This is a genomic window from Flavobacterium poyangense (genome assembly GCF_011751075.1).
In the GTDB taxonomy this organism is placed as follows: domain Bacteria; phylum Bacteroidota; class Bacteroidia; order Flavobacteriales; family Flavobacteriaceae; genus Flavobacterium; species Flavobacterium poyangense.
Genome location: NZ_JAALLN010000011.1, coordinates 23,451 through 49,126, shown reverse-complemented (window position 1 = coordinate 49,126; position 25,676 = coordinate 23,451). Strand labels below are relative to the sequence as shown.

Sequence of the window (25,676 nt, the reverse complement as noted above, 5' to 3'; positions counted from 1 at the left end):
AATATAGAGAGAATGATACTTCTATTATACAATCCAATCTTTATTCAATATTCTTAAAAAAAAGCAAAAATGAAATTTGATATCAATACAATAACACGTGAAAATGTAAAAGTACTAAAGCCGTATTCGTCAGCGCGTGATGAATTTGAGGATTTTAGCACTGCCAATATGATTTTTTTGGATGCGAATGAAAACCCATTCCAAAATGGTGTCAATCGCTATCCGGATCCACAGCAAAATTCGGTGAAAGCAATTTTGGCTAAAAATAATAAAGTCAATAGCAATCAGATTCTACTTGGAAACGGTAGTGATGAAGTTTTAGATTTGCTGTTCAGAGCTTTTTGCGAACCGAAAACAGACAATATCATTTCGTTACCACCAACATATGGAATGTATGGCGTTTTGGCCGATATAAATGCTGTAGAAAACAGAGAAGTTTTACTTTCAACCGATTTTCAGCCACAAGTCGAAAAAATTCTGAATGCAGTTGACGACAATACCAAAATCATCTTTTTATGCTCGCCAAATAATCCAACCGGGAATTCTTTTTCGGATGAAAGCGTGGTAAAATTACTTCAGAATTTCAAAGGCTTGGTTGTAATTGATGAAGCTTATATCGATTTCTCTAACAAAGAAAGCTGGCTCACAGAAATGGACGAATATCCGAATTTGGTGATTACCCAAACACTTTCTAAAGCGTACGGACTGGCTGGAATTAGACTCGGGGTTTGTTATGCTTCAGAAACGGTAATCTCGATTTTGAATAAAATAAAACCGCCTTACAATGTAAATGAATTAACACAACAAAGAGCTATCGTTCGTCTGAATGATATTGATAGAATAAAATCAGAAATAGCTTCTATTATTGAACAAAGAGAAGAGTTAATTAAAGTTTTACTTCAAGTTCCGTTTGTAGAGAAAATATACCCTACAGAAGCTAATTTCGTTCTTGTAAAAGTAGACGATGCCAATAAAAGATACGATGAATTAATTGCAAAAGGAATTGTTATCCGAAATCGAACAACACAAGCCTTATGCGAAAACTGTCTCCGTTTCACAATTGGAATTCCGGAGGAAAATGCGGTCTTAATTAAGGAATTAAAGTTAATGAGCTAAGGAATTGTTTAACCGCAAAGTTCGCAAAGGAATACGCAAGGGACGCAAGGTTTTCTTCATTTGTCATTCCGAAGAATGAGGAATCACACAAGAAACTCCATGCAGTATGTCGCTAATCTTTGTCGAATTACGAGTGTGACTTCTCATTCTTCGGAATGACAAATAACACAAACAAAAAGTAAAAAAAAATACTCGCCCACAATTAAAAATTCGAAAAATTCGTGCAATTAGTGGCAAAAAAAACATAACCTATGAAAAAAGTACTTTTTATCGATCGTGACGGAACGATTGTATTAGAACCTGAAAACTACCAATTAGACAGTCTGGATAAGATAGAGTTTTACCCGAAAGCCTTTCAATATCTGGCAAAAATTGCCAGCGAATTAGACTACGAACTGGCAATGGTAACCAATCAGGACGGATTAGGAACCGATAGTTTTCCTGAAGACACCTTTTGGCCTACACAAAATTTCATTCTAAAAGCCTTTGAAAATGAAGGAGTAAAGTTTGATGCTATTTTCATTGATAAGACTTTTCCGGAAGAGAATGCACCAACACGCAAACCCAGAACCGGAATGTTGACTAAATATTTGAATAATCCCGAATATGATTTGGCAAATTCTTTTGTTTTAGGCGATCGCTTAACCGATGTTGAATTGGCTAAAAACTTAGGAGCAAAAGCCATTTTTATAAACGATACCGAAGGAATTGGCACCAATGAAATTACCACAAAACGAGAAGAATTAAACGATACCATTATTCTTCAGACAACAAGCTGGAAAACAATTTACGAGTTTCTGAAATTAGAAGCACGTTCCGCTTCAATTACAAGAAAAACAAACGAAACAGATATTTTTATTGCTTTAAACTTAGACGGAACCGGTAAAAGCAAAATAGAAACAGGAATTGCCTTTTTTGACCATATGTTAGATCAGATTGCTCGTCACGGTCAGATGGATTTGGAAATCGCCGTAAAAGGAGATCTGGAAGTCGATGAACACCACACAATTGAAGATACCGCAATTGCTTTAGGAGAGGTTTTCGCAAAAGCACTTGGCAATAAGTTAGGAATAGAACGTTATGGTTTCTGCCTTCCAATGGACGATTGTCTGGCGCAGGTTGCAATTGACTTTGGCGGAAGAAACTGGTTGGTATGGGAAGCTGAATTCAAAAGAGAAATGGTCGGAAAAATGCCAACAGAGATGTTTTATCACTTCTTTAAATCCTTTTCTGACGGAGCAAAAGCAAACCTCAACATAAAAGCCGAAGGAACAAACGAACATCACAAAATAGAAGCCATTTTTAAAGCCTTCGCGAAAGCTATAAAAGTAGCAGTTAAACGGGATACGGAAAAAATGATTTTGCCTTCAACGAAAGGGATGCTGTAAGATGTAAACTGTAAGATGCAGTAAACAAAAAGAAATCTTGCAAAAATGTTATAGGTAATAAGCTTTAAGCAATAAATAGCAAACCTAAAGCTCAAAAACTTTTTAAAATGAAAATAGTAATCATAAATTACGGAGCAGGAAATATTCAAAGCATAATGTTTGCCCTTGAAAGATTGGGGTATAAGGCGGTTTTGAGTGATGATCCGAAAGTAATACAAACTGCCGACAAAGTGATTTTCCCCGGAGTTGGTGAGGCAAGTTCTGCAATGAAAAAACTAATTGAAAGCGGTTTGGATAATTTGATTCCAAATCTAAAACAACCTGTTTTAGGAATTTGTTTAGGAATGCAACTGATGTGTCAGTCGTCTGAAGAAGGGAATACCAAAGGATTAGGTATATTTAATGTTGATGTGATTAAATTCACTTCAAACGTGAAAGTACCACAAATGGGTTGGAATCAGATCTACAATTTGAAATCGGATTTATTTAAAGGAATTCCGGAGAATGAGTTCATGTATCTCGTACATAGTTTTTACGCTCCAAATTGTCCGGAAGCGATTGCCACAACCCTTTATGATGTTGAATACTCATCGGCCCTGCATAAAAATAATTTTTACGGAACTCAGTTTCATCCTGAGAAAAGTGGAGATACAGGAGAAAGAATCCTTAAAAACTTTTTAAACATTTAACTTCCAATCTAATCAAAACCTCAACTTCAATAACAATTTTAGAATCTAAAATCTGAGATCTAAAATCTAAAATATTTAAAAATGAGAATAATACCTGCCATAGACATCATTGACGGAAAATGCGTTCGTTTGTCCAAAGGAGATTATGACACCAAAATAATTTATAATGAAAATCCGCTTGAAGTAGCAAAATCATTTGAAGCACATGGCATCGAGTATTTGCATTTAGTAGATCTCGATGGTGCTAAATCAAGTAAAATTGTCAATTATAAAATATTAGAGCAAATTGCAACAAAGACCAAACTGAAGATTGATTTCGGGGGTGGACTAAAAGCAGATTCCGATCTGAAAATTGCTTTTGAAAGCGGTGCCAACCAAATTACAGGTGGGAGTATTGCAGTTAAAAACAAAGAACTCTTCCAAAAATGGATTTCGGAGTACGGCTCCGATAAAATTATTTTAGGAGCAGACGCCAAAGACGAAAAAGTGGCTGTTTCAGGTTGGTTAGAAGACTCTAACGAAGATTTGATTCCGTTTATTCAAGATTACCAAAGCAAAGGAATTCAATACGTTATTTGCACCGATATTGCCAAAGACGGAATGCTTGAAGGCCCGAGTTTTGCTCTGTACACCAAGATATTAGAGAATTGCAATGTCCCATCGGACGAAGTCGGAATAAAATTGATCGCTTCCGGAGGCATTTCAACCTTTGAAGAGTTACCCAAATTGGCCGAATTGGGCTGTGAAGGAACCATTATAGGAAAAGCCATTTACGAAGGCCGAATTTCGATGAAACAATTAGAGAATTATATTATTGGTAAAATGTAATTTGTGAAATGTGAAATGTAAAATATCGTAGAGACGCACTGCTGTGCGTCTCTACTATGCGTCTCTACACGGAACGCAAACGTAAATGTAAACGCAAAACAAACAAAAAATGTTAGCAAAAAGAATCATACCCTGTTTAGATATAAAAAACGGAAGAACTGTAAAAGGTGTTAATTTTGTTGATTTACGCGATGCCGGTGATCCTGTGGAACTGGCTGCATTGTATTCAGCTGAAGGCGCAGATGAATTGGTTTTTCTCGATATTTCCGCAACCGAAGAACGCAGAAAAACGTTAGTGAATATGGTACGTCATGTTGCCGAAAAAATCAATATCCCGTTTACAGTTGGCGGTGGAATCTCCTCAGTCGAAGATGTTGAAATTCTATTGAATAATGGAGCTGATAAGGTCTCCATTAATTCATCAGCCGTAAAAAATCCTCAATTGATTAATGATTTGGCTCAGAAATTCGGGAGTCAATGCGTAGTCGTAGCAATCGATGCCAAACAAATAAACGGACAATGGATGGTACATTTAGTGGGAGGCAAAGTACCTACTGAATTAAATTTATTCGATTGGGCTGTAGAAGTTGCAGCACGTGGAGCAGGTGAAATCTTGTTTACTTCAATGGACAATGACGGAACCAAAAACGGATTTGCAAATGAAGCTCTGGCAAAGCTTTCCGAACTGGTAAACATTCCGATAATTGCTTCGGGCGGTGCCGGAAATATACAGCATTTTATTGACTCTTTTAAAATAGGAAAAGCTGATGCTGCCTTAGCTGCCAGCGTTTTCCATTTTAAAGAAATAGAAATTAAAGCCTTAAAGGAAGAACTGATTAAAAATAATATAGAAGTGAGAAATTAAATTCCAATTTTTTTAAAATTTTAAATTCCAAATATTCCAAAATAACCAGAATTCAGAAATCTAAAATCTGAAGTCTAAAATCATAAATCAAATGAACATCGATTTTACAAAAAATACGGACGGTTTAATTCCGGCAATAATACAGGATTCAGAAACGAAAGCCGTTTTAATGCTGGGTTATATGAACAAAGAATCGCTTCAAAAAACGATAGAGACTCAAAAAGTTACTTTTTTTAGCCGATCCAAGCAAAGACTTTGGACTAAAGGGGAGGAGAGTGGTCACTTTTTAAACTTAGTAGACATTAAAAACGACTGTGATGGTGATACGCTTTTAATTCAGGCAAAACCTGTCGGACCAACCTGTCACACAGGAGCAGATACCTGCTGGCAGGCAGAAAACAAAGAGACTTACGGTTTTATTTCCAGTTTAGAGGATACAATCAAAATTCGCAGAGAAAATGCGAACTCCGAAAAAAGTTATGTAGCATCCCTATTTGAAAAAGGGATCAATAAAATTGCCCAGAAAGTAGGCGAAGAAGCTGTAGAAGTAGTCATAGAAGCCAAAGACAACAACGATGATTTGTTCCTGAGCGAAAGTGCCGATTTACTTTTTCATTATCTGATTTTATTGCAGGCTAAAGGTTTTCAACTCAACGATGTGGTGAATGTATTGAAAAAGCGTCAGAAATAAGTTTAATGGGGTTGAGTTGTGAGATGTGAGATGTGAGATGGCAAACACAATCCTGTCATTTCATTTCGATGGGAGAGCAAGCGACAGCAAATAAACAAAGTTAATCACCGCTTCGCTTGTCATTTCGAGGCACTAGAAATCACACCAGTAGCTCGACAAAGATTAGCAACATGCTGTACGGAGTTTCTAGTATGATTTCTCGTGTCTCGAAATGACAGGATCACAAAGGATCACAAAAAAAAACCTGAAACCTGAAACAATTCAAACAACTCTTTTTCATTCCACAAACTCTAAAACAGCAAATTCTTTTGGTTGATGAAAGCCGAAAGCGGAGCTCTTATAAGCTTGTAAAGCAAGATATTCAGCAACATTACCGTAATCAATTCTAAAAACATTTCCTTTCCATTTTGTACCTATTTTTGGTTTATTAAAATTGCCATTCTGAATGGTCTCCAGAGCAGAAAACGGAATTTTTACTTCAGTACAAAAACCTCCCGAAGTTATTTTACTGACCGCTTCCATACCGGAAAGATTAAAAAATAAAGAGGTATTCCAACCACCACAAGTAGGTGAGATACACTTTATAAGCATATCATAATTAGTTGAAAAGGCATTAACTCCGACTTCCAGATAATTTTGTCCATCTCCGTCAGGATCTATAAAAATTTCAACCAGATCATCACTATTAAATATTGGTGAATCATTTTGCTGCTTTGATCCCACAATTTTAGAGTCTTCAGCGCGATAGGCTATATAAAGGTTTTCGTCATCCCAGGAAAAAGAAACAAATGTTTGCTGAGCAGCTTTTTCTCCTGAGTTATGAATGACAAATGGACCTTGAAAAGGCACTTTCCAATCAGACAAATCCCCATCGATACTTACTTTTTGATTTGTTTTGCGAATTGGAAAGGTTTGGGAGTAAGTTGTTATCGAAAAAACAAAAGATAAAACAAATAGTACTAAATTGGATTTCATAAAGTTAGTTGTGTTTTTTAGAAAAGCTAAAATAGAGAAGAATAATGAATTTTAACATTAAATATTTAGAAGAGAAATCATAAAATTTAAGATAACTTAAACTGAATGTTTACATTTGTTAAAGATTAAACTGGCCTAAATACCTTATTTATTACAAATTTCTAATTCTATGAAAAATTATTTTGGAGGCTTTGTCATAGCCTTTCTGATTAGTTTCGCTACCAATGCACAAGGACTTCTAAATAAGTCTGAAACTACATTTACACATCAGGATACCTTACGCGGAAGCATTACAAAAGAAAGAGCCTGGTGGGACTTGAAATATTACCATCTGAACGTTAAAGTCAATCCTTCTAAAAAAACAATAACAGGATCTAACACTATTCGTTATACCGTTTTGTCAGCAGGTACTAAAATGCAGATTGATCTACAGGAGCCTATGCAGATCTACAAAGTAACACAAGACGGCAAAGAGCAAAAATTTGTGAGAGATGGTAATGCTTTTTTCATTGAATTGACTGCAGCCCAAAAAGTAGGGGACAAGAAAGAAATTATTGTTTCTTTTGGCGGAAAACCTAAAGAAGCTATTAACCCACCTTGGGACGGAGGAATTACCTGGAAAAAAGATAAAAACGGAAAAGATTTCATCGCTTCCTCTTGTCAGGGTCTAGGCGCCAGTGTTTGGTGGCCAAATAAAGACCATATGTACGATGAAGTAGAAAACATGTTAATTAGTGTGAATGTACCGGGAGATTTGACGGATGTTTCTAACGGAAGATTACAAGGCGTTAAAAAAGAAAAAGACGGCACAAGAACCTTTAACTGGTATGTGGCGAATCCAATTAACAATTATGGTGTAAACATTAATATTGGTGATTATGTTCATTTTTCTGAGAAATACAAAGGAGAAAAAGGAGATCTTGATTGCAGTTACTACGTTTTAAGAGATAATTTAGACAAAGCTAAAGAACACTTTAAAGACGCACCGAAAATGCTAAAAGCATTCGAGAACTGGTTTGGACCTTATCCGTTTTATGAAGACAGTTATAAATTAGTGGAAGCCCCATATTTAGGTATGGAACACCAAAGTTCTGTTACTTATGGTAATGAATATAAAAACGGTTATCTGGGGAATGATTTAAGTGGTACCGGCTGGGGAATGAAATTTGACTTTATTATTATTCACGAATCCGGCCATGAATGGTTTGCTAACAACATTACCTATAAAGATATTGCTGATATGTGGATTCACGAAAGTTTTACCAATTATTCAGAGAGTCTTTTTGTGGAATACTATTATGGTAAAGAAGCCGGAGCGGAGTATGTTATTGGATGCAGAAGAAACATTCAAAACGACAAACCGATCATAGGCAATTATGAAGTAAATAATGAAGGCTCGGGAGATATGTATCCAAAAGGAGCCAATATGCTTCATACTATTCGTCAGATTGTAAATGATGACGCCAAATGGAAATCAATTTTGAGAGGTTTAAACAGTACTTTTTATCACCAAACTGTGACTACCAAACAGATTGAAGACTATATGAATACACAGAGCGGAATTGATTTGAGTAAAATTTTTAATCAATATTTAAGAAGCACCAAAATTCCGGTTTTTGAATATATGTTTAAAGACGGGCAATTAGGATACCACTGGACAAATTGTGTAAATAAGTTTGACATGCCGGTAAAAGTAACCGTAGACGGTAAAGAAATCTGGCTAAAACCAACTCAGGAGTGGAAATCAGAAAAGATTGAAAGCAAAGATCCTAAACTGGTAGTAGATAAAAACTTTTATGTTACTACTTCTAATATAGTGGATTAAATTCAAAATTTTTAAAATTCCAAATTCCAATAAATATCAAACCCGACAGGTTTTTAAAACCTGTCGGGTTTAGTTTTTTTAGTTAAATTGGAATTTTAAAAATATTGGAATTTCGCCCTTAACGACTATTAAGTCGTGCCTTTTCCTTTATTATATCTGCAATTTTCCTGTTTTCTATTTTGCTCTCGAGCCAGGAAATAATGTCTAAATACAGAAAAGCTCTTTTTTCATAGGTGTTTTTTTCCAGTTCTATAAAACGAGCCCTCATTTTAATGAACTCCTTTTTAATATCTGCCGGATAAAAGTTGTTCAGGTTTTTCAAAAACTTAATAATCTCCTTTTGAACTTCATGCAGATCATTCATTTTCAATAGAAACTTATAGGTATTTTTAAGATGATTCTCCAAGTAATAATCTTTTCCTAACTCATAATGTACAATTAAAGACAAAATGCGGGCAAAACACATTAAATCCTCGCGCATTGTTAGATTTTTATTGTTTATGATCTTATCTAAATACAATATAGTTTCATTGTACTTTTCATTTCCAAAATAAATACAGGCAATTTTATAATAGAACAACATCTCGTGATGCTCATCAAGATGTTCGTTGTGCAACTTTATTTTATCCAGAATCTCAGGAATAAGGTATTCGCTTTCCGCAAAAGTACCTTCCAGAATATGTAGATTTAGCTTGTTATTATAAACATACAGAAAAGATAATGATGCAATATTATCATTTACAGGAAACTTAGGATCCTGAATAGTCTCTTCTAAAAGCGCTAAATACTTCTTGAAATTCGATTTATGCTTTAGCATATAAAGCGACTCTAAAAAATAATGATTCCCTTTTAGAAAAAATACAGGATTCAGATAAATCATATTGGGATTATCGTAGAACAAGGTTACCCATTTATAAGCATACTTGTAACTGGCAAGAAAATCCTGTACCAGGAAACTACGCCAAAGATTGGCATTATAAAACCAATACTTTTCACGGAAACCAAACTTAGACTCGTCTAACTTAGCAATATGTTTATTAAAGTAATCGTCTATATATTTATACTCTTCATCACTTTTTACGTAACCCGTTTTAAGCATGATTCCGTATAATTGCAGCGATAAATTCGATAATTTGCTTGAAATCGTATTGCGATAGTTTAATTCTTTGGCCTGCACAACCAATTCATCTGCACGTCCCTGAATACTTCTGGTGATATACTGTGATTCTATAAGTTTTTCGAATTCAACAATCTCATACGCCATATATTTTTCGTCATTCTCCAGTGCCAGAATTTTTGTTTTGTCTAAAATCTTTAAACTCTGTTTATAAAGCCCTTTATTATAAAGAATAACAGCAAAATCAATCTGTTCACGCAACTGGTAACGAATGTTCTGACTTGGAATATTCAATCGTATACTCACCAGTATCTGCTTGTATAAATATGATTTTAAGTTAGATAACTGCACCTTTTTTATGATTCCGCTCTTGAGAATGAGTTTTTCATCATAGGTCTCAGACTTGTCTAAAATATTAAACAATTCAATAAATTTTGTATTTGAACTCGTTTCCAAACGACTTGCAAAAATTTTAAACTGTCTTTTTTCAGATTTTGAAAGTGATTTGATCAGAACAAATAAGAAATCTTTTTGATGGTTAGCCATTGTAAAATATAATAATGTAACTTATTGATTTTTAATTATTTAAAAGCATATAGATTGTTTTATAAACAGTATAATCTCATTAAAATGAATTTCATACAGAAGTAGTACAACATATATTTGTTATCAAGATGTGAAATTACATTAAATAAATGAATTATGAATAGAGAGAAAGTTCAAATTTTTGACACCACTTTGCGTGATGGTGAGCAGGTCCCGGGATGTAAGTTAGATACGAAACAAAAATTAGTTATCGCAGAAAGACTTGATAAGATGGGAGTTGACATCATTGAAGCAGGTTTTCCTGTGTCAAGTCCGGGCGATTTTTTATCGGTCTCTGAGATTTGTAAAATTGTAGAAAATGCTACCGTCTGCGGACTAACAAGAGCCGTAAAAAACGACATTGATGTTGCTGCAGCTGCCTTAAAACATGCTAAAAAACCAAGAATCCATACCGGAATCGGAACATCAGAATCTCACATACTCCATAAATTAAATACAACCAGAGAAGATATTATAGCGAGAGCGAAATATGCCGTAGCACATGCAAAATCTTATGTTGAAGATGTAGAATTTTATGCTGAAGATGCAGGTAGAACAGATAACGCTTTCCTTGCAAAAGTTTGCGAAGAAGTTATAAAATCGGGAGCAACTGTATTAAACATTCCGGACACTACAGGTTATTGTTTACCTGAAGAGTACGGTGCAAAAATCAAATATTTAAAAGAAAATGTAAAAGGAATCGAAAACGTAATCCTTTCCTGCCACTGTCATAATGATTTAGGAATGGCCACTGCAAACTCAATTGCAGGAGCAATAAATGGAGCAAGACAAATTGAATGTACTATAAATGGTATCGGAGAAAGAGCGGGTAATACAGCATTAGAAGAAGTAGTTATGATCTTCAAACAGCATCCGTACCTGAATTTAGATACCAATATCAATACCAGAGAGCTAAACGAAATGAGCCGTTTAGTTTCTGAAAGCATGGGAATGATCGTTCAGCCTAATAAGGCCATCGTTGGTGCTAACGCTTTTGCTCACAGTTCCGGTATTCACCAGGATGGAGTAATCAAAAACAGAGCAACTTATGAAATCATGGACCCACTTGATGTTGGCGTTAATGAATCCTCTATCATATTAACAGCAAGAAGCGGTAGAGCAGCATTGGCTTATCGTGCTAAAAAAGTTGGTTATGAACTTACTAAAACACAATTAGATATTGTATATGTTGAGTTTTTAAAATTTGCCGATATCAAAAAAGAAGTATTAGATATCGATATTCATCAAATCATTGAAGCTTCTAAGATTGAGGGAGACTTAATCAGAAATTAAAGAAAAGAAAAAATTTAAATACATAAAGAACGAGACGTTATGAATTTGAAAATAGCAGTTTTACCGGGAGATGGTATCGGACCAGAAGTAATTTTACAAGCCAAAAAAGCTTTACACGCCATAGGCGAGGTGTATAATCATGAATTTGTTTTTGAAGAAGCGCTTATGGGAGCAATCGCTATCGACAAAACAGGAAATCCTTTGCCAGAACAAACACTCAATCTGTGTCTGAATACAGATGCCGTTTTGTTTGGAGCAATTGGAGATCCAAAATATGATAATAATCCAAATGCAAAAGTACGTCCGGAGCAGGGATTATTGAAACTGCGTAAAGAACTGGGGTTGTTTGCCAATATCCGTCCGATTAAACCTTATAAATCATTGGTTGATGCTTCTCCTTTAAAAAGAGAAATTATCGAAGGCGCTGATTTTACTATTTTCAGAGAATTAACAGGTGGAGCTTATTTTGGAGCAAAAACGTTAAATGAAGAAGGAACACACGCTTCCGATTTATGCGAATATTCAGAAGAAGAAATCACCCGAATTGCACATTTAGCTTTTAAAGCAGCACAAAATCGTCGCAAAAAACTAACAATGGTTGACAAAGCAAATGTTTTGGAGACCTCAAGATTGTGGAGAAAAGTCGTTCAGAAAATTGGAGGAAGTTATCCGGATGTGGCTTTAGACTTCTTATTTGTAGATAATGCTGCAATGCAGATTATTTTAAATCCAAAACAATTTGATGTGATTTTGACAGAGAATTTGTTCGGTGATATTTTATCTGATGAAGCAAGCGTTATTACAGGTTCTATTGGTTTATTGGCTTCGGCTTCTTTAGGTGAAAAAAATGCACTGTTTGAGCCTATTCACGGTTCTTACCCACAGGCAAAAGGAAAAAATATTGCCAATCCAATCGCCTCTATTTTATCGGCTGCAATGTTATTAGAACATTTCGGATTGTATAAAGAAGCCAATGTGGTATATCAGGCGGTTGAGAAAGCAATTGAATTTAAAGTAGTCACAACAGATCTAAAAGCAGATTCAAAATTCGGTACAAACGAAGTAGGGGAGTTTGTTTCCAATTTTATTTTAAGCAAAGACGACTTGCTTTATTTCAATAATGACAACGTTCATATAGGGCAATCGACAATTGTTTAGTATTTCTATTAAAACAATATAAAAAACAACAATAAGCATTAAAATTGTTGAGATTTTATTTTTTTAGTTCTTTAAGTTTTTATAGTTTTGTGAAACTAAAAAAAGAAAAGATGCAAATCTCAATTATTATTATTTCTATTGTTGCTGTCAATGTGATTAACACATCTGCAGGAGGAATGGTATAGATATAATTGAAAAAATATATTAGAAACCTTCCAAATACTGGAAGGTTTTTTTTTGGATAAAATTTAAATAAAAATTACATAAATGGAATTAAATAAGTACAGCAAAACCATCACTCAAGATCAGACACAACCTGCAGCGCAAGCCATGTTGTACGGTATTGGTTTAACTGAAGAAGATTTAAAAAAAGCACAAGTGGGTATTGTGAGTATGGGTTACGATGGTAATACATGCAACATGCACTTGAATGATTTAGCAAAAGATGTTAAAAAAGGTGTTTGGGATGCAAATCTGGTCGGACTTATTTTTAATACCATTGGTGTAAGTGACGGAATTTCTAACGGTACTGACGGTATGCGTTTTTCTTTAGTTTCCCGTGATGTAATTGCAGATTCTATTGAAACTGTTATGGGAGCGCAATGGTACGACAGCTTAATTGCAATTCCGGGTTGTGATAAAAATATGCCGGGAGCTCTGATCGCAATGGGTAGAGTAAATCGTCCTGCGATTATGGTTTATGGCGGAACAATTCATTCCGGAAAATGGAAAGGTGAATCTCTGAATATTGTTTCTGCTTTTGAAGCGCTAGGAAAAAAATTCAATAATACTATTTCTCCGGAAGATTATAAAGGTGTTATTCAAAATGCATGTCCGGGAGCCGGTGCTTGTGGCGGAATGTATACAGCAAACACCATGTCATCGGCAATTGAAGCTTTAGGAATGAGCTTACCATACAGTTCCTCAAATCCGGCTTTAAGCGAAGAGAAAAAGCAAGAATGTCTAGATGCAGGAAAAGCTATTAGAGTTTTGTTAGAGAAAGATATCAAACCAAGAGATATCATGACACGTGAAGCTTTTGAAAATGCAATTACACTAGTAGCAGTTTTGGGAGGTTCGACAAACGCAGTAATGCACTTAATTGCCATGGCGCATTCGGTTGATGTTGAAATTACTTTAACTGATTTTCAAAAAATTAGCGACAGAACACCGGTATTGGCAGATTTAAAGCCAAGTGGTAAATATATGATGGAAGATTTACATGCAGTTGGAGGAGTTCCCGCTGTTTTAAAATACCTGCTTAAAGAAGGATTAATTCATGGCGAATGTTTAACCGTAACAGGAAAAACAGTAGCAGAAAACTTAGCTGGCGTCCCGGATTTACACGACGGACAAGAAGTTATTCATGAAATTCAGAAAGCGCTGAAACCAACCGGAAATATTCAGATTTTGTACGGAAATCTTGCTGCTGAAGGTTGTGTTGCCAAAATAAGTGGGAAAGAAGGAGAGTTTTTTCAAGGAACAGCAGTTGTTTTTGAAAGCGAATTTGATGTAATTCCTGGTATTCAGGCCGGAAAAGTAAAACCGGGAGATGTAGTCGTCATTAGGTATTGTGGACCAAAAGGTGGTCCGGGAATGCCCGAAATGCTAAAACCTACCTCTGCTATTATTGGAGCCGGACTAGGAAATAGCGTTGCTCTGATTACAGACGGTAGATTCTCCGGAGGTTCACATGGCTTTGTGGTAGGACACATAACACCGGAAGCATATGATGGTGGCGGTATTGCACTGGTTAATGATGGTGATTTAATTGCCATTGATGCAGTAAAAAACACCATCGATCTCAAAATATCCGATGCCGAATTTGCAGCCAGAAAAGCGAGTTGGATTCAACCGCCTCTAAAAGCTTCAAAAGGAGTATTACTGAAATACGCAAGATCGGTTTCAAGCGCCTCAACAGGTTGCGTTACCGATAAATAATTATTCAATAACAATATCAAAAAAGACATTTCAATACCAAAAAAAAGTCTCAATAACAATAAAAATAGTAAAAACAAATTTCAACCAGAAAATTGAAATTGTTTTTTTGACATTGTAATTGAGCTTGCTTTCCAGAATTGAAACCGATTTTTGAAAAAAAGATACACGATGAGAATATCAGGGGCAGAAGCCGTTATAAGATGTTTATTAGAAGAAGGAGTAGACTTAATTTATGGATATCCGGGAGGAGCTATAATGCCGGTTTACGATGAATTATACAAATACCAAGATCAATTGCACCATGTTCTGGTGCGTCACGAACAAGGTGCAACACATGCAGCTCAAGGATATGCAAGAGCTACAGGAAAAGTAGGAGTGGCAATTGCTACTTCAGGGCCAGGAGCAACCAATTTGGTTACCGGAATTGCCGATGCACAAATTGATTCAACACCAATGATCTGTATCACGGGTCAGGTGGGAAAACATTTATTGGGTTCTGATGCTTTTCAGGAAACCGATATTATCGGAATTTCAACTCCGGTAACAAAATGGAATTATCAGATTACAGAAGCCTCAGAAATTCCTGAGATCATAGCAAAAGCCTTTTTCATTGCGCGTTCGGGTCGTCCCGGACCAGTTTTGATCGATATTACTAAAAACGCTCAATTTGATGAGTTTGAATTTAGCTATGAGAAATGTACAGGCATCAGAAGTTACACACCGGTTCCAAAATTAAAATTGGAAAAAGTCGCTGAAGCTGCCGCTTTAATCAATAGCGCTAAAAAACCGTTTATTGTTTTTGGACAAGGGATTATTCTTGGAGAGGCTGAAGCACAGTTAAAAGCATTCATCGAAAAGTCCGGAATTCCTGCAGGATGGACCATTTTAGGGCTTTCAGCTTTGCCTACCGACCATCCTTTAAATGTTGGAATGTTAGGAATGCACGGAAATTATGGTCCTAACTTATTGACTAACGAATGTGATGTTTTAATTGCATTGGGAATGCGCTTTGACGACCGTGTAACAGGAGATTTGAAAACCTATGCCAAACAGGCAAAAGTGATTCATTTTGAAATTGATCCGGCAGAAGTAGATAAAAATGTAAAAACAGAAGTTGCCGTTTTAGGAAATGTAAAAGAAGCACTAAATGCTTTATTGCCTTTAATCGATGAAAAAGCACATGATGCTTGGCATAACGTATTCAAAGAAAAATACAAAATCGAATTTGATTCGGTTATTGATGAGGAACTAAAACCAACAAACAACAAGGGAATTTCTATGGGAGAAACCATTGAAATGATTAACAAACACTCGAAAGGGGATGCGATTATCGTTTCAGATGTTGGACAACATCAAATGTTTGCCTGTCGTTATGCCAAATTTAATTCGACAAAAAGTAATATTACTTCCGGAGGTCTGGGAACAATGGGCTTTGCTTTGCCAGCCGCAATTGGTGCCAAAATGGGAAAGCCGGAGCGTGAAGTTGTTGCTATTATTGGTGATGGTGGTTTCCAGATGAACATTCAGGAATTAGGAACCATTTTTCAGACACAAGTTCCTGTGAAAATTGTTGTGTTAAATAACGAATTCCTCGGAATGGTACGCCAGTGGCAGGAATTGTTTTTTGATAACAGATACGCATCAACAAAAATGATCAATCCAAATTTTGTAGCAATTGCTGAAGGATATCATATTAAATCTAAAAAAGTCACCGAACGTGAAGATTTAGATGCAGCTATAGCCGAAATGCTGGCTTCAAAGAATTCTTACTTTTTAGAAGTTATGGTAGAGAAAGAAAATAATGTATTTCCAATGATTCCAACGGGAGCATGTGTTTCTCATATTAGATTAAGCTAAAAAAAAGTTTCAGGTTTCAAGTTTCAGGTTTAACAACAGGAGACTTGAAAGAAAGAAAAACTTTAAACAAAACAAAATGGAAGATAAAACATTTACCATATCGGTATACTCGGAAAATAACGTGGGCTTGTTAAACAGAATCTCTGGAATATTCTTAAAGCGTCACATTAACATATTAAGCTTAAATGTTTCAGAATCAGAAATTGAGAATGTTTCAAGATTCATAATTGTGGTGAACACAACCGAAAAATGGGTTCGAAATATTGTCGGACAAATCGAAAAACAAATTGAGGTTATTAAAGCATTTTATCACACCGATGAAGAAACCATCTATTTAGAAAATGCTTTGTTTAAAATAGCTTCCAATCTGCTATTTGATGAAAAGCAAATTCAGAATATCATCAAAGAAAGTCAAGCAACAATTGTAACAGTATCCCGTGACTTCTTTGTGATTTCAAAATCAGGAAGACGTTCTGAAATTGAAGAACTATATGAAAAAATCAAGCCTTACGGTATAATGCAGTTTGTACGTTCGGGCAGAATATCCGTTTCTAAAGAGAAAATGGAAATATCAACAATGTTAGAAGCACTTAAATAGTATCAATTATTAAATTACACATTCATTAAATATTATTAAAAAAATGGCAAATTATTTCAATACACTACCACTTAGATTACAATTAGAACAATTAGGCGTTTGCGAATTTATGGAGCAATCAGAATTTGCTGATGGAATTGCAGCATTGGCCGGAAAAAAAGTTGTAATTGTGGGTTGTGGTGCACAAGGTTTAAATCAAGGTTTAAACATGAGAGATTCCGGATTAGATATTTCATACGCCCTTCGTGCTGATGCAATCGCTGAAAAAAGAGCTTCTTACAAAAATGCTACAGAAAATGGTTTTAAAGTAGGGACTTATGAGGAATTAATTCCAACTGCCGATTTAGTTTGTAACCTTACTCCGGATAAACAACATACCGCTGTTGTTACAGCAATTATGCCCTTAATGAAAAATGGTTCTACTTTATCTTACTCTCACGGATTCAATATTGTAGAAGAAGGAATGCAAATTCGTAAGGATATCACTGTAATTATGTGTGCCCCTAAATGTCCCGGTTCTGAAGTTCGTGAAGAATACAAAAGAGGTTTTGGTGTACCAACCCTTATTGCTGTTCACCCTGAAAATGATCCAAATGGTGTTGGTTTAGATCAGGCAAAAGCATATGCAGTAGGTACAGGTGGTCATAAAGCGGGAGTCTTAAAATCATCATTCGTGGCTGAAGTAAAATCAGATTTAATGGGAGAACAAACCATTCTTTGCGGTTTGTTGCAAACCGGTTCTATTTTATGTTTTGATAAAATGGTTGAAAAAGGAATTGATGCCGCATACGCTTCAAAACTAATTCAATACGGCTGGGAAACAATCACAGAAGCCTTGAAACATGGAGGAATCACCAATATGATGGACCGCCTTTCTAATCCTGCAAAAATCGAAGCTTACGAATTGGCTGAAGAATTAAAAGACATTATGCGTCCATTGTTCCAAAAACATCAGGACGATATTATTTCAGGAGAATTCTCCAGAACGATGATGGCAGACTGGGCTAATGACGATGTTAACTTGTTGAAATGGAGAGCCGCAACCGGAGAAACTAATTTTGAAAAAACAGCTCCACAAGAGGCTCCAATTGCTGAACAAGAATATTTTGATAATGGAGTATTAATGATTGCAATGGTAAAAGCGGGAGTAGAACTTGCTTTCGAAACCATGACAGAAGCTGGTATTATCGAAGAATCTGCTTACTACGAATCATTACACGAATTGCCATTAATTGCGAATACTATTGCAAGAAAAAAATTATTCGAAATGAATCGTGTTATTTCAGACACAGCAGAATACGGTTGTTATTTATTTGACCACGCCTGTAAACCATTGTTGACTGAATTTATGAAAAAAGTTGAAACAAACATAATTGGAAAACCATTCTCAACTTCAAACGGAGTAGATAATGCTGTTCTAATTGCGGTAAATAGAGAAATTCGCCAACACCCTATTGAAGAAGTAGGAGCATGGTTGAGAGAATCTATGACGGCAATGAAAAAAATTGGATAATAAATTGGGGTTTTGCACTGTATCTCTGTTTTACGTAATATTTTGAATTAGTAAGCATTTATTAAGATAATATGGATATAGATGCATATTGTACTTACTCAACTCAGGTTAGGTAAAAGTAATCCCAATTAATGGGGTATGTTTAGCAATAAATATACTTGTATCGATTTCTATATTAATTAATCAGGATGCTGCTATTTTCAAAACAGAAAAAAGCATTGTAATGCAGAATTACAAAAAAATTAATTGTTATTGAAATTGTTAAAACGAAAAGGCATGATATTAATTTATTGTGCCTTTTTTATGGCGTAGTTTTGCCATAAAACCTATATTTTTAAATAAAACCTATAAAAAAGCAGTATTTTTTTCACTATGTGTTTTTTTATACTAGAATTTATAAATTAAATAATTTTAAGAATACGTACAGATTTAATACATTTATAAAAAAAAATTCCATCAAACATGAGTTATTATAAAATTGAAAATTTAGAACAATATTTTAAGCATTACAATAAGTCAATAAGAGAACCAAGAAAATTTTGGGGTAAAATTGCCGAAGAAAATTTTACTTGGTACCAACAATGGGAAAAAGTAGTTGATTTTAATATGGGCGAAGCAGAAGTAAAATGGTTTACCGGAGCTAAGGTCAATATTACAAAAAACTGTATCGACAGACACTTAAGTAAAAGAGGCGAAAAAACAGCGATCATTTTTGAACCAAACGATCCATCAGAAAACGCTATACATATAACCTATAATGAATTATACGAACGTGTATCTAAAATGACAAACGTGTTGCGTGAGCAAGGCGTTCGCAAAGGAGACCGTGTTTGTATCTATTTACCAATGATTCCTGAACTAGCCGTTGCAGTGTTAGCATGTGCCAGAATTGGAGCTATACATTCGGTAATTTTTGCAGGATTTTCAGCATCAGCGGTAGCAGCAAGAATTAATGATTGTGAATGTAAAATGGTCATTACTTCAGACGGTGGTTACAGAGGAAACAAAACAATTGACCTAAAAGGAATTGTTGATGAAGCCCTGGAAACTTGCCCATCTGTTGAAAAAGTTTTAGTTGCCAAAAGAACACAGACAGATATTAAAATGAAGGAAAGACGCGACATCTGGTTACAACCTTTATTAGATGCCGCCTTAGACAATAGTGTTGCTGAAATCATGGATGCCGAAGATCCTTTGTTTATCCTTTATACTTCGGGATCAACAGGAAAACCAAAAGGGATGGTGCATACGACAGCCGGTTACATGGTTTATACTGCCTATACTTTTAAAAACGTATTCAATCACGAAGAAAATGATATTTTCTGGTGTACCGCAGATATCGGTTGGATTACAGGACACTCGTACATCTTATATGGACCATTATTAAACGGTGGAACAACAGTCATTTTTGAAGGTGTACCATCATATCCTGATTTCAGTCGTTTTTGGGATACTATCGAGAAGCACAAAGTAACTCAGTTTTATACTGCACCAACAGCAATTCGTGCCTTAGCAAAAGAAAGCTTAGATTACATTCAAAAATACCCGTTAAAATCACTTAAGGTAATCGGGTCAGTTGGAGAGCCAATAAATGAAGAAGCTTGGCACTGGTTTAATGACCACGTTGGAGACAAGAGATGTCCGGTTGTTGATACCTGGTGGCAAACAGAAACTGGTGGAATTATGATTTCGCCAATTGCCTTTGTGACCCCTACAAAACCAACTTATGCCACTTTACCATTACCGGGAATTCAACCTGTTTTGATGGACGAAAAACGCAATGAGATTGAAGGCAATCAGGTAGTGGGCAGTTTATGTATTAAATTTCCTTGGCCAGGAATTGCCAGAACGATCTGGGGAGATCACCAACGTTATAAAGACACTTATTTCTCTGCTTTTCCAGGGAAATATTTTACCGGAGACGGAGCTTTAAGAGACGAGGTAGGTTACTACAGAATCACAGGTAGAGTAGATGATGTTGTGATTGTTTCCGGTCATAATTTAGGAACAGCTCCAATTGAAGATGCAATTAATGAGCATCCTGCAGTGGCAGAATCTGCTATTGTTGGATTCCCACATGATATCAAAGGAAATGCTTTATATGGTTTTGTTATCTTAAAAGAAACCGGAGAATACAGAGACAGAGCCAATTTAAGCAAGGAAATCAATCAGTATATTTCAGATCATATTGGACCAATTGCTAAATTAGACAAAATTCAATTTGTTTCCGGTTTACCAAAAACACGTTCAGGAAAAATTATGCGTAGAATTTTACGTAAAATTGCAGAAGGAGATTTCTCTAGTTTTGGAGACACTTCAACACTATTAAATCCGGAAATCGTAGATGAAATTACAAAAGAAAAAGTATAACAATCTCAGAAATAGATAAAAAAATGCCTCTTAAAATTAAGAGGCATTTTTTTATTTAATTCCCAATCTGGATTTTAATTTTAAAAACAATAATGAAATCCGATAAGCATCTTCTGCAGAAGAGTTTCTGTCACTTTTTGGAATTTTATAGATATCGCATAAATCATCTAACGAAAACTGTTTGTCATTGATATCCATTAATTTTCTGTACATCATATCTACATCTAATGCTTCGTTTTTAAGTCTTCCACAATCTAAACGTTCTAGGGCACTGTTTAGCATTTCCAAATCAAAATTAATATGATGCCCAACCAAAACGGCATTGCCCAGAAAATTGATAAAAGCTTCAATGGCTTCAGGCTCGGGCATTTTAATCATTTTACTTTCAATGATAAATTCATTTGAAAGCCCATTATCCTGTAAAAATTTATACTGCAATAAAACAGATTCAAAGTTATCCTTAATATGAATACTGTCGTCGACTACAGAAAAAGCTCCTAAAGACAAAATCACATCCTTATTCGGATTCAAGCCGGACGTTTCTGTAGACAAAACTACAAACCGGTTTGGTTTGGTTTCGAATTTAATCAGATACTCTTTCCAGAATTCAGGATACTCTTTATTAATATTTTTAAGCCAGTCTAACATATATTAAGAGAATTGTGTAAGTTGAAATTTACTTTTAATTAATTCTTCAAGATCTTTCATTGGCGACAAAGCATTTTTCATTTTTTCTTTATCGGTTTTAGACATTTCTTTTAAATTGATATATTGCCCGGAATCATCATTACGTAACCCTTCAACTGTTCTGAATTTTGATAGTATTAAAAACGCTTCAGCACAGCTCAAGTAAATCTCAGCATTTTTTGAATCCGTTATAGCCAATTGTTTAAATCTTAAATACGTATTTTGAATTCCTTTTATATTTGAATTCAAAATTAATAAACGTGCTCCATCAATCAAAGGCATTAACGCACGGGTTTTTATATCAAACATTCCTTTATGCGGACCATCTTCTTCTATAAGGAATTTTTTGAAAAAACTCAGAGGAGAGTTTCTTTTCAAAGCATCATTCCCTAAGAAATCAAAAAACAAGGTATTGTTTACTGCATTTTTAAAAATAACATTTTCTATAGCCTCCTCAATTTTTGGTTCACCAAAAACAATCTCATAATCAAAGAAAATGCTACTAAGATCATTACTGTTTTCACCTGGAGTATTCATCCAACTGTTGTACTGTTTTGTCCAGTCTGTCAGTGACTTACACCAAAGCATATTACTCCCCATATGTCCATTTGGACAAAGTTCATAACCTACTTTTTCTAAGATAGCCGTAGTTCTTTTTGCTAATCTTAAAAAGTAATCTTTTACATCTCTGTATTTATCGGCTGTCACATCTTCAAATATCAAAATACTATCCTGATCTGTAAGCAAAAGTTGCTCCTTACGTCCCTGACTACCAATACTTAACCATGCAAATCGAGCAGGAGGTGAGCCTAAATCTAAAATCGACAATTCAACTGATCGCTTGATAATGGCCAAATTAATTTCACTTGCAATATTACTAACATGCGAAATCGGAATATTCTTCTGAATCGAATTCTGAATAAGATCAGACAAACGATCTCGTATTTGTTTTAAATCTTTTGGAAGCTGTGAACGCTTAATTTCCTTGATTAACACTCCAGGATTACTAGCCTGAGCCACAATTAAATCGTGTTCAGAAATAATTCCACGAACAGCAGATTTACTTGTACCATCTTTTGTTACACACAAATGAGTAACATTATGTTTTAACATTAATAATTGCGCTTCAGCCAAAGAAACATTTTCTAATACCGTCACAACCGGTGATGACATGATTTTGTCAATAGTTTCTGTAATAGGAAAGCGGCCTGTTGCAATTTTAGAAGACAAATCAGCATCAGTTACAATACCAATCGGGTGATTCTTTTCACAAACTACGATATTATCAACCATTGATTCCGTCATTAAAATTGCAACATCTTTTACAATATGATGCGCCTCTGTTTTTAATGGCGAATTATTATAGGTAAGAGATTGAATATATTGCATTTCCGACTGCTGATCTACATAAAAAGAAGTGTCAGAAATCGCTTTTCCGTTAGAACTAACGTTGTCTTTGGTATGCCTTGAATTGGTTGCAAAACTTTCCAACAAAAAGTTCAAAACATCCGAATTGTTAGCAACAAAAGGTCTGAAAACAGCAATTGGTATCGCATAAACAATACTTTCTTCGCGCGCTTTGGCAGACATCATATAGTTATTTTTGGCAAAAAAAGGACGCAAGCCAAAAATATCACCTTCATTACATTTATTTATAATTGTTTCCTCAGCATCTGCAATGGTTGTTAAATTTATAACACCCGAAGCAACCACATAAAAACTATCGTGCAGCACATCATTATTTTGAAATAATACTGCGTGTTTTTCTAAATTAATAACACGAATATTGATCGCAATATCTGATAGTTCCTGAAAAGTCAGATTTTTAAACGGCTGATATTCTTTTAAAAAATCTGCAATATGCTCAGCAATTGTATTCATAAGTTTGATAGTTTTTTTAAAGTATCGAATGTAAAAATAATAAAATAAACTCTTACAACGAAAGCAACTTCATGATTTTAAATAAATCTACCGATATCTGATTTGATAGCCCTGATTTTTCTTATTTTTTATTTTAAAGCGATGACAGTGAAGTATATCATTATGCAGGTCAAAATCTTTTCACGATCAATCTGTAAACAAGATGTTGAGAAGAGTTCTCAAAAATTCTATTTTACATAATATAAATTATAGTTCATTTGTGATATAACTTATTAACTATATCAAATGGCTTTAAAACGATCTTCTTTAGAGAATTACACGCTATTACTTGTAGAATTAAACAAGATGCGCCACACAAACTTTAATGCAAAAACATTTTTGAAAAAAATGCGACCATTTTGCAAAACTTCACATTTAAAGTTTAAAACATTATTTCTAAGAATCCGTGGTTCAAATATAGGAATTACAATTAAAGTTTGTACGGATTGCTTTATAGTAACTCAATCTTTTTGCGTTCACGAATTTATTTTTTACTGCAATTCTCAGAAAACGCTTATTTCAAAACTGCTTAAACATAATCTTCTAGTACCTTAATATATGTCTACAATTTTACTTTTAATCCAAAAACGAGAAAATTTGCTTTTGGAATTGTCGGGATTAAATCATGATTTAAATGAGTATTCAAAAAATCCTGTAGAGACTGTCGATTTACTTGGACTAAAGTATCAGCATGATTTTACAATGAGAGAAATTAAAAATGTTGGTCAGCAGATTAATGTTTTTTTTAATTCTCAGATTTCAAATTATCAGCAGAAATTTTTTGAAGTCGAAAAGAAAATAACTGAGGCAATATCAAAGAAAGAATTTACAATACATGATTTACCAAAAAATCATTATTCACTTTGGCAGGATTCGGAAAATTAATTTTTTGCTACTCCCCTTTCGATTTTTCAATTGTTGCCGTAGGGTATAACGGCAACTAACTCACTCAAAACCTACTAAAAACAATGATTTCATATAGAGAAAGGCATCAAGCCCAAACCAAATTTAAAAACAATAATTTAAAACCTACTCTTATAAATATAGACTACTTAATTATCAATTTAGAGGGTCAGCCGTTTGGAGAATTTCCTGAACATTCAAAGTTTCGTTTAAAACCTTATGAATACGGAACTAAGATTTTTGAGCTAAGAGCAGACCTATATTATGAAGATTTAAAAATCGGTATTTATACAGCAAAACCACGTTCTGCAATTATGAGCGAACAATTTGCACAGCTTCAGTTTGAAAACAATCTATTTTATACATTATCTAACGACGCTTTAAAAGGTGTCATAAATGCTTTTTGCGATGAAACGAACTACTTATTTAAGTCTGTTAATAGACTGGATATATGCCTTGACAAGTCTGATATCAACAATTCTTACCGTAATTTATATAGTAATGTGGTTGCAGGCAACTACCTTATTTCAGGTCGTCCGAAAAATTTACAAAGCTATTTTGAAACGTACAAAGGAAAATCAATACTTAACGGTTTCCAAATAGGAAAAAGAACATCAGACAAAATAATACGATGCTATAATAAAACGCTGTCTTTGCAATTAACTGAAAAGCCATATATAAACGAATATTACGCAAATAATGGTTTGAAAAACGACAATGTTTGGCGTTTTGAATATCAGTTAAATTCAGCGTTTTTTAGAGGATTAAACGAACATTCGAAAGGAGATATAAATATCAGTCAAGCAATGACTTGGGGTGTTTTTGATAAAGCAAATCTTTATGAGTTGTTGAAAATTGCAAATAAAGGTTTTTTTGAACTTCGTGAGAACACTGGCAAAAGTCAAATCAATAAAGAAAAGCAAATAGTTTTGTTTGATTTTGATTTTTTACAATCCCAAATTACCAAGTTTAATCCTATAATCAAACGCTTGAAAAAGGTTGTTCTTTCTTCCACAACCATTAAAAAACGTCTTGCAAAATCTCTATTTAGAGAATATTACGCAAACAATCAGGATATATCTTATATCGTTGCTCTAAATCTTTTACTTGAGGATTTAGACATGATTACTGAAAAACCACTTATAAATTGGTTCAGAAACAAGTTACATTTCTATATGCATGAGTTTAGAACAAAGGAAAAATTAGTAAATGATTTTGACTTTGAATTATTCCACGAACACCAACTTTTATTTTTATAAGCCATGAAAACACAGAATGCAAGCCAAAAAGTAACTAAAACCCAGTTAATGCATATTCTTGAATTAAGCTATAAAACTGCTTGCAAAGAATATCAAAC

General features: G+C 34.6%; 20 protein-coding genes. 16 read left to right on the top strand and 4 right to left on the bottom strand.

The window, feature by feature from the left end; genetic code table 11:
- The first annotated feature begins 69 nt into the window (after window positions 1-69).
- The 6 genes from hisC to hisIE all read left to right on the top strand — a co-directional run bounded on the left by hisC (window position 70) and on the right by hisIE (window position 5,577).
- Window positions 70-1,116 (top strand): histidinol-phosphate transaminase, encoded by a 1,047-nt coding sequence (gene hisC, locus G3A47_RS16175; protein WP_166924188.1) that lies wholly within the window; start codon window positions 70-72, stop codon window positions 1,114-1,116.
- A gap of 251 nt (window positions 1,117-1,367) precedes the next feature.
- Complete coding sequence (gene hisB, locus G3A47_RS16170) at window positions 1,368-2,504, top strand: bifunctional histidinol-phosphatase/imidazoleglycerol-phosphate dehydratase HisB (RefSeq protein ID WP_166924186.1); 1,137 nt, start codon at window positions 1,368-1,370, stop codon at window positions 2,502-2,504.
- 107 nt (window positions 2,505-2,611) lie between these two features.
- Window positions 2,612-3,193, top strand: coding sequence for an imidazole glycerol phosphate synthase subunit HisH (gene hisH / locus G3A47_RS16165; RefSeq protein ID WP_166924184.1), 582 nt, complete (start codon window positions 2,612-2,614; stop codon window positions 3,191-3,193).
- Window positions 3,194-3,274: 81 nt separating this feature from the next.
- Window positions 3,275-4,021, top strand: coding sequence for a 1-(5-phosphoribosyl)-5-[(5-phosphoribosylamino)methylideneamino]imidazole-4-carboxamide isomerase (gene hisA, locus G3A47_RS16160; protein ID WP_166924182.1), 747 nt, complete (start codon window positions 3,275-3,277; stop codon window positions 4,019-4,021).
- A 109-nt stretch (window positions 4,022-4,130) separates the two neighbouring features.
- On the top strand, window positions 4,131-4,886 hold the full coding sequence (gene hisF, locus G3A47_RS16155; protein ID WP_166924180.1) for an imidazole glycerol phosphate synthase subunit HisF: 756 nt from the start codon (window positions 4,131-4,133) through the stop codon (window positions 4,884-4,886).
- Window positions 4,887-4,977: 91 nt separating this feature from the next.
- Window positions 4,978-5,577 (top strand): bifunctional phosphoribosyl-AMP cyclohydrolase/phosphoribosyl-ATP diphosphatase HisIE, encoded by a 600-nt coding sequence (gene hisIE, locus G3A47_RS16150; RefSeq protein ID WP_166924178.1) that lies wholly within the window; start codon window positions 4,978-4,980, stop codon window positions 5,575-5,577.
- A gap of 276 nt (window positions 5,578-5,853) precedes the next feature.
- Here the strand turns inward: hisIE and G3A47_RS16145 are convergent, their stop codons facing one another.
- Window positions 5,854-6,552 (bottom strand): carbohydrate-binding family 9-like protein, encoded by a 699-nt coding sequence (locus G3A47_RS16145; protein ID WP_166924176.1) that lies wholly within the window; start codon window positions 6,550-6,552, stop codon window positions 5,854-5,856.
- Between the two features lie 169 nt (window positions 6,553-6,721).
- Between G3A47_RS16145 and G3A47_RS16140 the strand changes: the two genes are divergently transcribed.
- The gene (locus G3A47_RS16140) at window positions 6,722-8,377 is read left to right on the top strand and encodes a M1 family metallopeptidase (RefSeq protein ID WP_166924174.1); all 1,656 of its coding nucleotides are present in this window, start codon (window positions 6,722-6,724) and stop codon (window positions 8,375-8,377) included.
- 118 nt (window positions 8,378-8,495) lie between these two features.
- Here G3A47_RS16140 and G3A47_RS16135 read toward each other — a convergent pair whose 3' ends face one another.
- Entirely contained in the window at window positions 8,496-10,040 is a 1,545-nt protein-coding gene (locus tag G3A47_RS16135) for a hypothetical protein (RefSeq protein WP_166924172.1), read from the bottom strand.
- Between the two features lie 156 nt (window positions 10,041-10,196).
- On the opposite strand from G3A47_RS16135, the gene G3A47_RS16130 reads away from it, so the two are divergent.
- The 7 genes from G3A47_RS16130 to acs all read left to right on the top strand — a co-directional run bounded on the left by G3A47_RS16130 (window position 10,197) and on the right by acs (window position 20,809).
- Window positions 10,197-11,372 carry a 2-isopropylmalate synthase gene (locus tag G3A47_RS16130; RefSeq protein ID WP_166924171.1) on the top strand — a complete coding sequence of 392 codons (1,176 nt, stop codon included), beginning with the start codon at window positions 10,197-10,199 and terminating at the stop codon, window positions 11,370-11,372.
- 39 nt (window positions 11,373-11,411) lie between these two features.
- The gene (gene leuB / locus G3A47_RS16125; RefSeq protein ID WP_166924169.1) at window positions 11,412-12,530 is read left to right on the top strand and encodes a 3-isopropylmalate dehydrogenase; all 1,119 of its coding nucleotides are present in this window, start codon (window positions 11,412-11,414) and stop codon (window positions 12,528-12,530) included.
- 267 nt (window positions 12,531-12,797) lie between these two features.
- The gene (gene ilvD, locus G3A47_RS16120; protein WP_166924167.1) at window positions 12,798-14,471 is read left to right on the top strand and encodes a dihydroxy-acid dehydratase; all 1,674 of its coding nucleotides are present in this window, start codon (window positions 12,798-12,800) and stop codon (window positions 14,469-14,471) included.
- A gap of 168 nt (window positions 14,472-14,639) precedes the next feature.
- A complete protein-coding gene (gene ilvB / locus G3A47_RS16115; protein ID WP_166924165.1) occupies window positions 14,640-16,328 on the top strand; it encodes a biosynthetic-type acetolactate synthase large subunit in 1,689 nt (562 codons plus the stop codon).
- Window positions 16,329-16,404: 76 nt separating this feature from the next.
- On the top strand, window positions 16,405-16,926 hold the full coding sequence (gene ilvN, locus G3A47_RS16110; RefSeq protein WP_166924163.1) for an acetolactate synthase small subunit: 522 nt from the start codon (window positions 16,405-16,407) through the stop codon (window positions 16,924-16,926).
- A gap of 43 nt (window positions 16,927-16,969) precedes the next feature.
- On the top strand, window positions 16,970-18,439 hold the full coding sequence (gene ilvC, locus G3A47_RS16105) for a ketol-acid reductoisomerase (protein ID WP_166924161.1): 1,470 nt from the start codon (window positions 16,970-16,972) through the stop codon (window positions 18,437-18,439).
- A gap of 462 nt (window positions 18,440-18,901) precedes the next feature.
- Window positions 18,902-20,809, top strand: a complete 1,908-nt coding sequence (acs, locus tag G3A47_RS16100) for an acetate--CoA ligase (RefSeq protein WP_166924159.1) — start codon at window positions 18,902-18,904, stop codon at window positions 20,807-20,809.
- Between the two features lie 51 nt (window positions 20,810-20,860).
- Here acs and G3A47_RS16095 read toward each other — a convergent pair whose 3' ends face one another.
- Together G3A47_RS16095 and G3A47_RS16090 are read right to left on the bottom strand one after the other, a co-directional pair.
- The gene (locus tag G3A47_RS16095; protein ID WP_166924157.1) at window positions 20,861-21,457 is read right to left on the bottom strand and encodes a 3'-5' exonuclease; all 597 of its coding nucleotides are present in this window, start codon (window positions 21,455-21,457) and stop codon (window positions 20,861-20,863) included.
- Between the two features lie 3 nt (window positions 21,458-21,460).
- Window positions 21,461-23,377, bottom strand: a complete 1,917-nt coding sequence (locus G3A47_RS16090) for a DUF294 nucleotidyltransferase-like domain-containing protein (RefSeq protein ID WP_166924155.1) — start codon at window positions 23,375-23,377, stop codon at window positions 21,461-21,463.
- 597 nt (window positions 23,378-23,974) lie between these two features.
- Between G3A47_RS16090 and G3A47_RS16085 the strand changes: the two genes are divergently transcribed.
- Both G3A47_RS16085 and G3A47_RS16080 read left to right on the top strand, forming a co-directional pair.
- The gene (locus G3A47_RS16085; protein WP_166924145.1) at window positions 23,975-24,301 is read left to right on the top strand and encodes a hypothetical protein; all 327 of its coding nucleotides are present in this window, start codon (window positions 23,975-23,977) and stop codon (window positions 24,299-24,301) included.
- 83 nt (window positions 24,302-24,384) lie between these two features.
- Window positions 24,385-25,578, top strand: a complete 1,194-nt coding sequence (locus G3A47_RS16080) for a hypothetical protein (protein ID WP_166924143.1) — start codon at window positions 24,385-24,387, stop codon at window positions 25,576-25,578.
- Window positions 25,579-25,676: the final 98 nt, after the last annotated feature.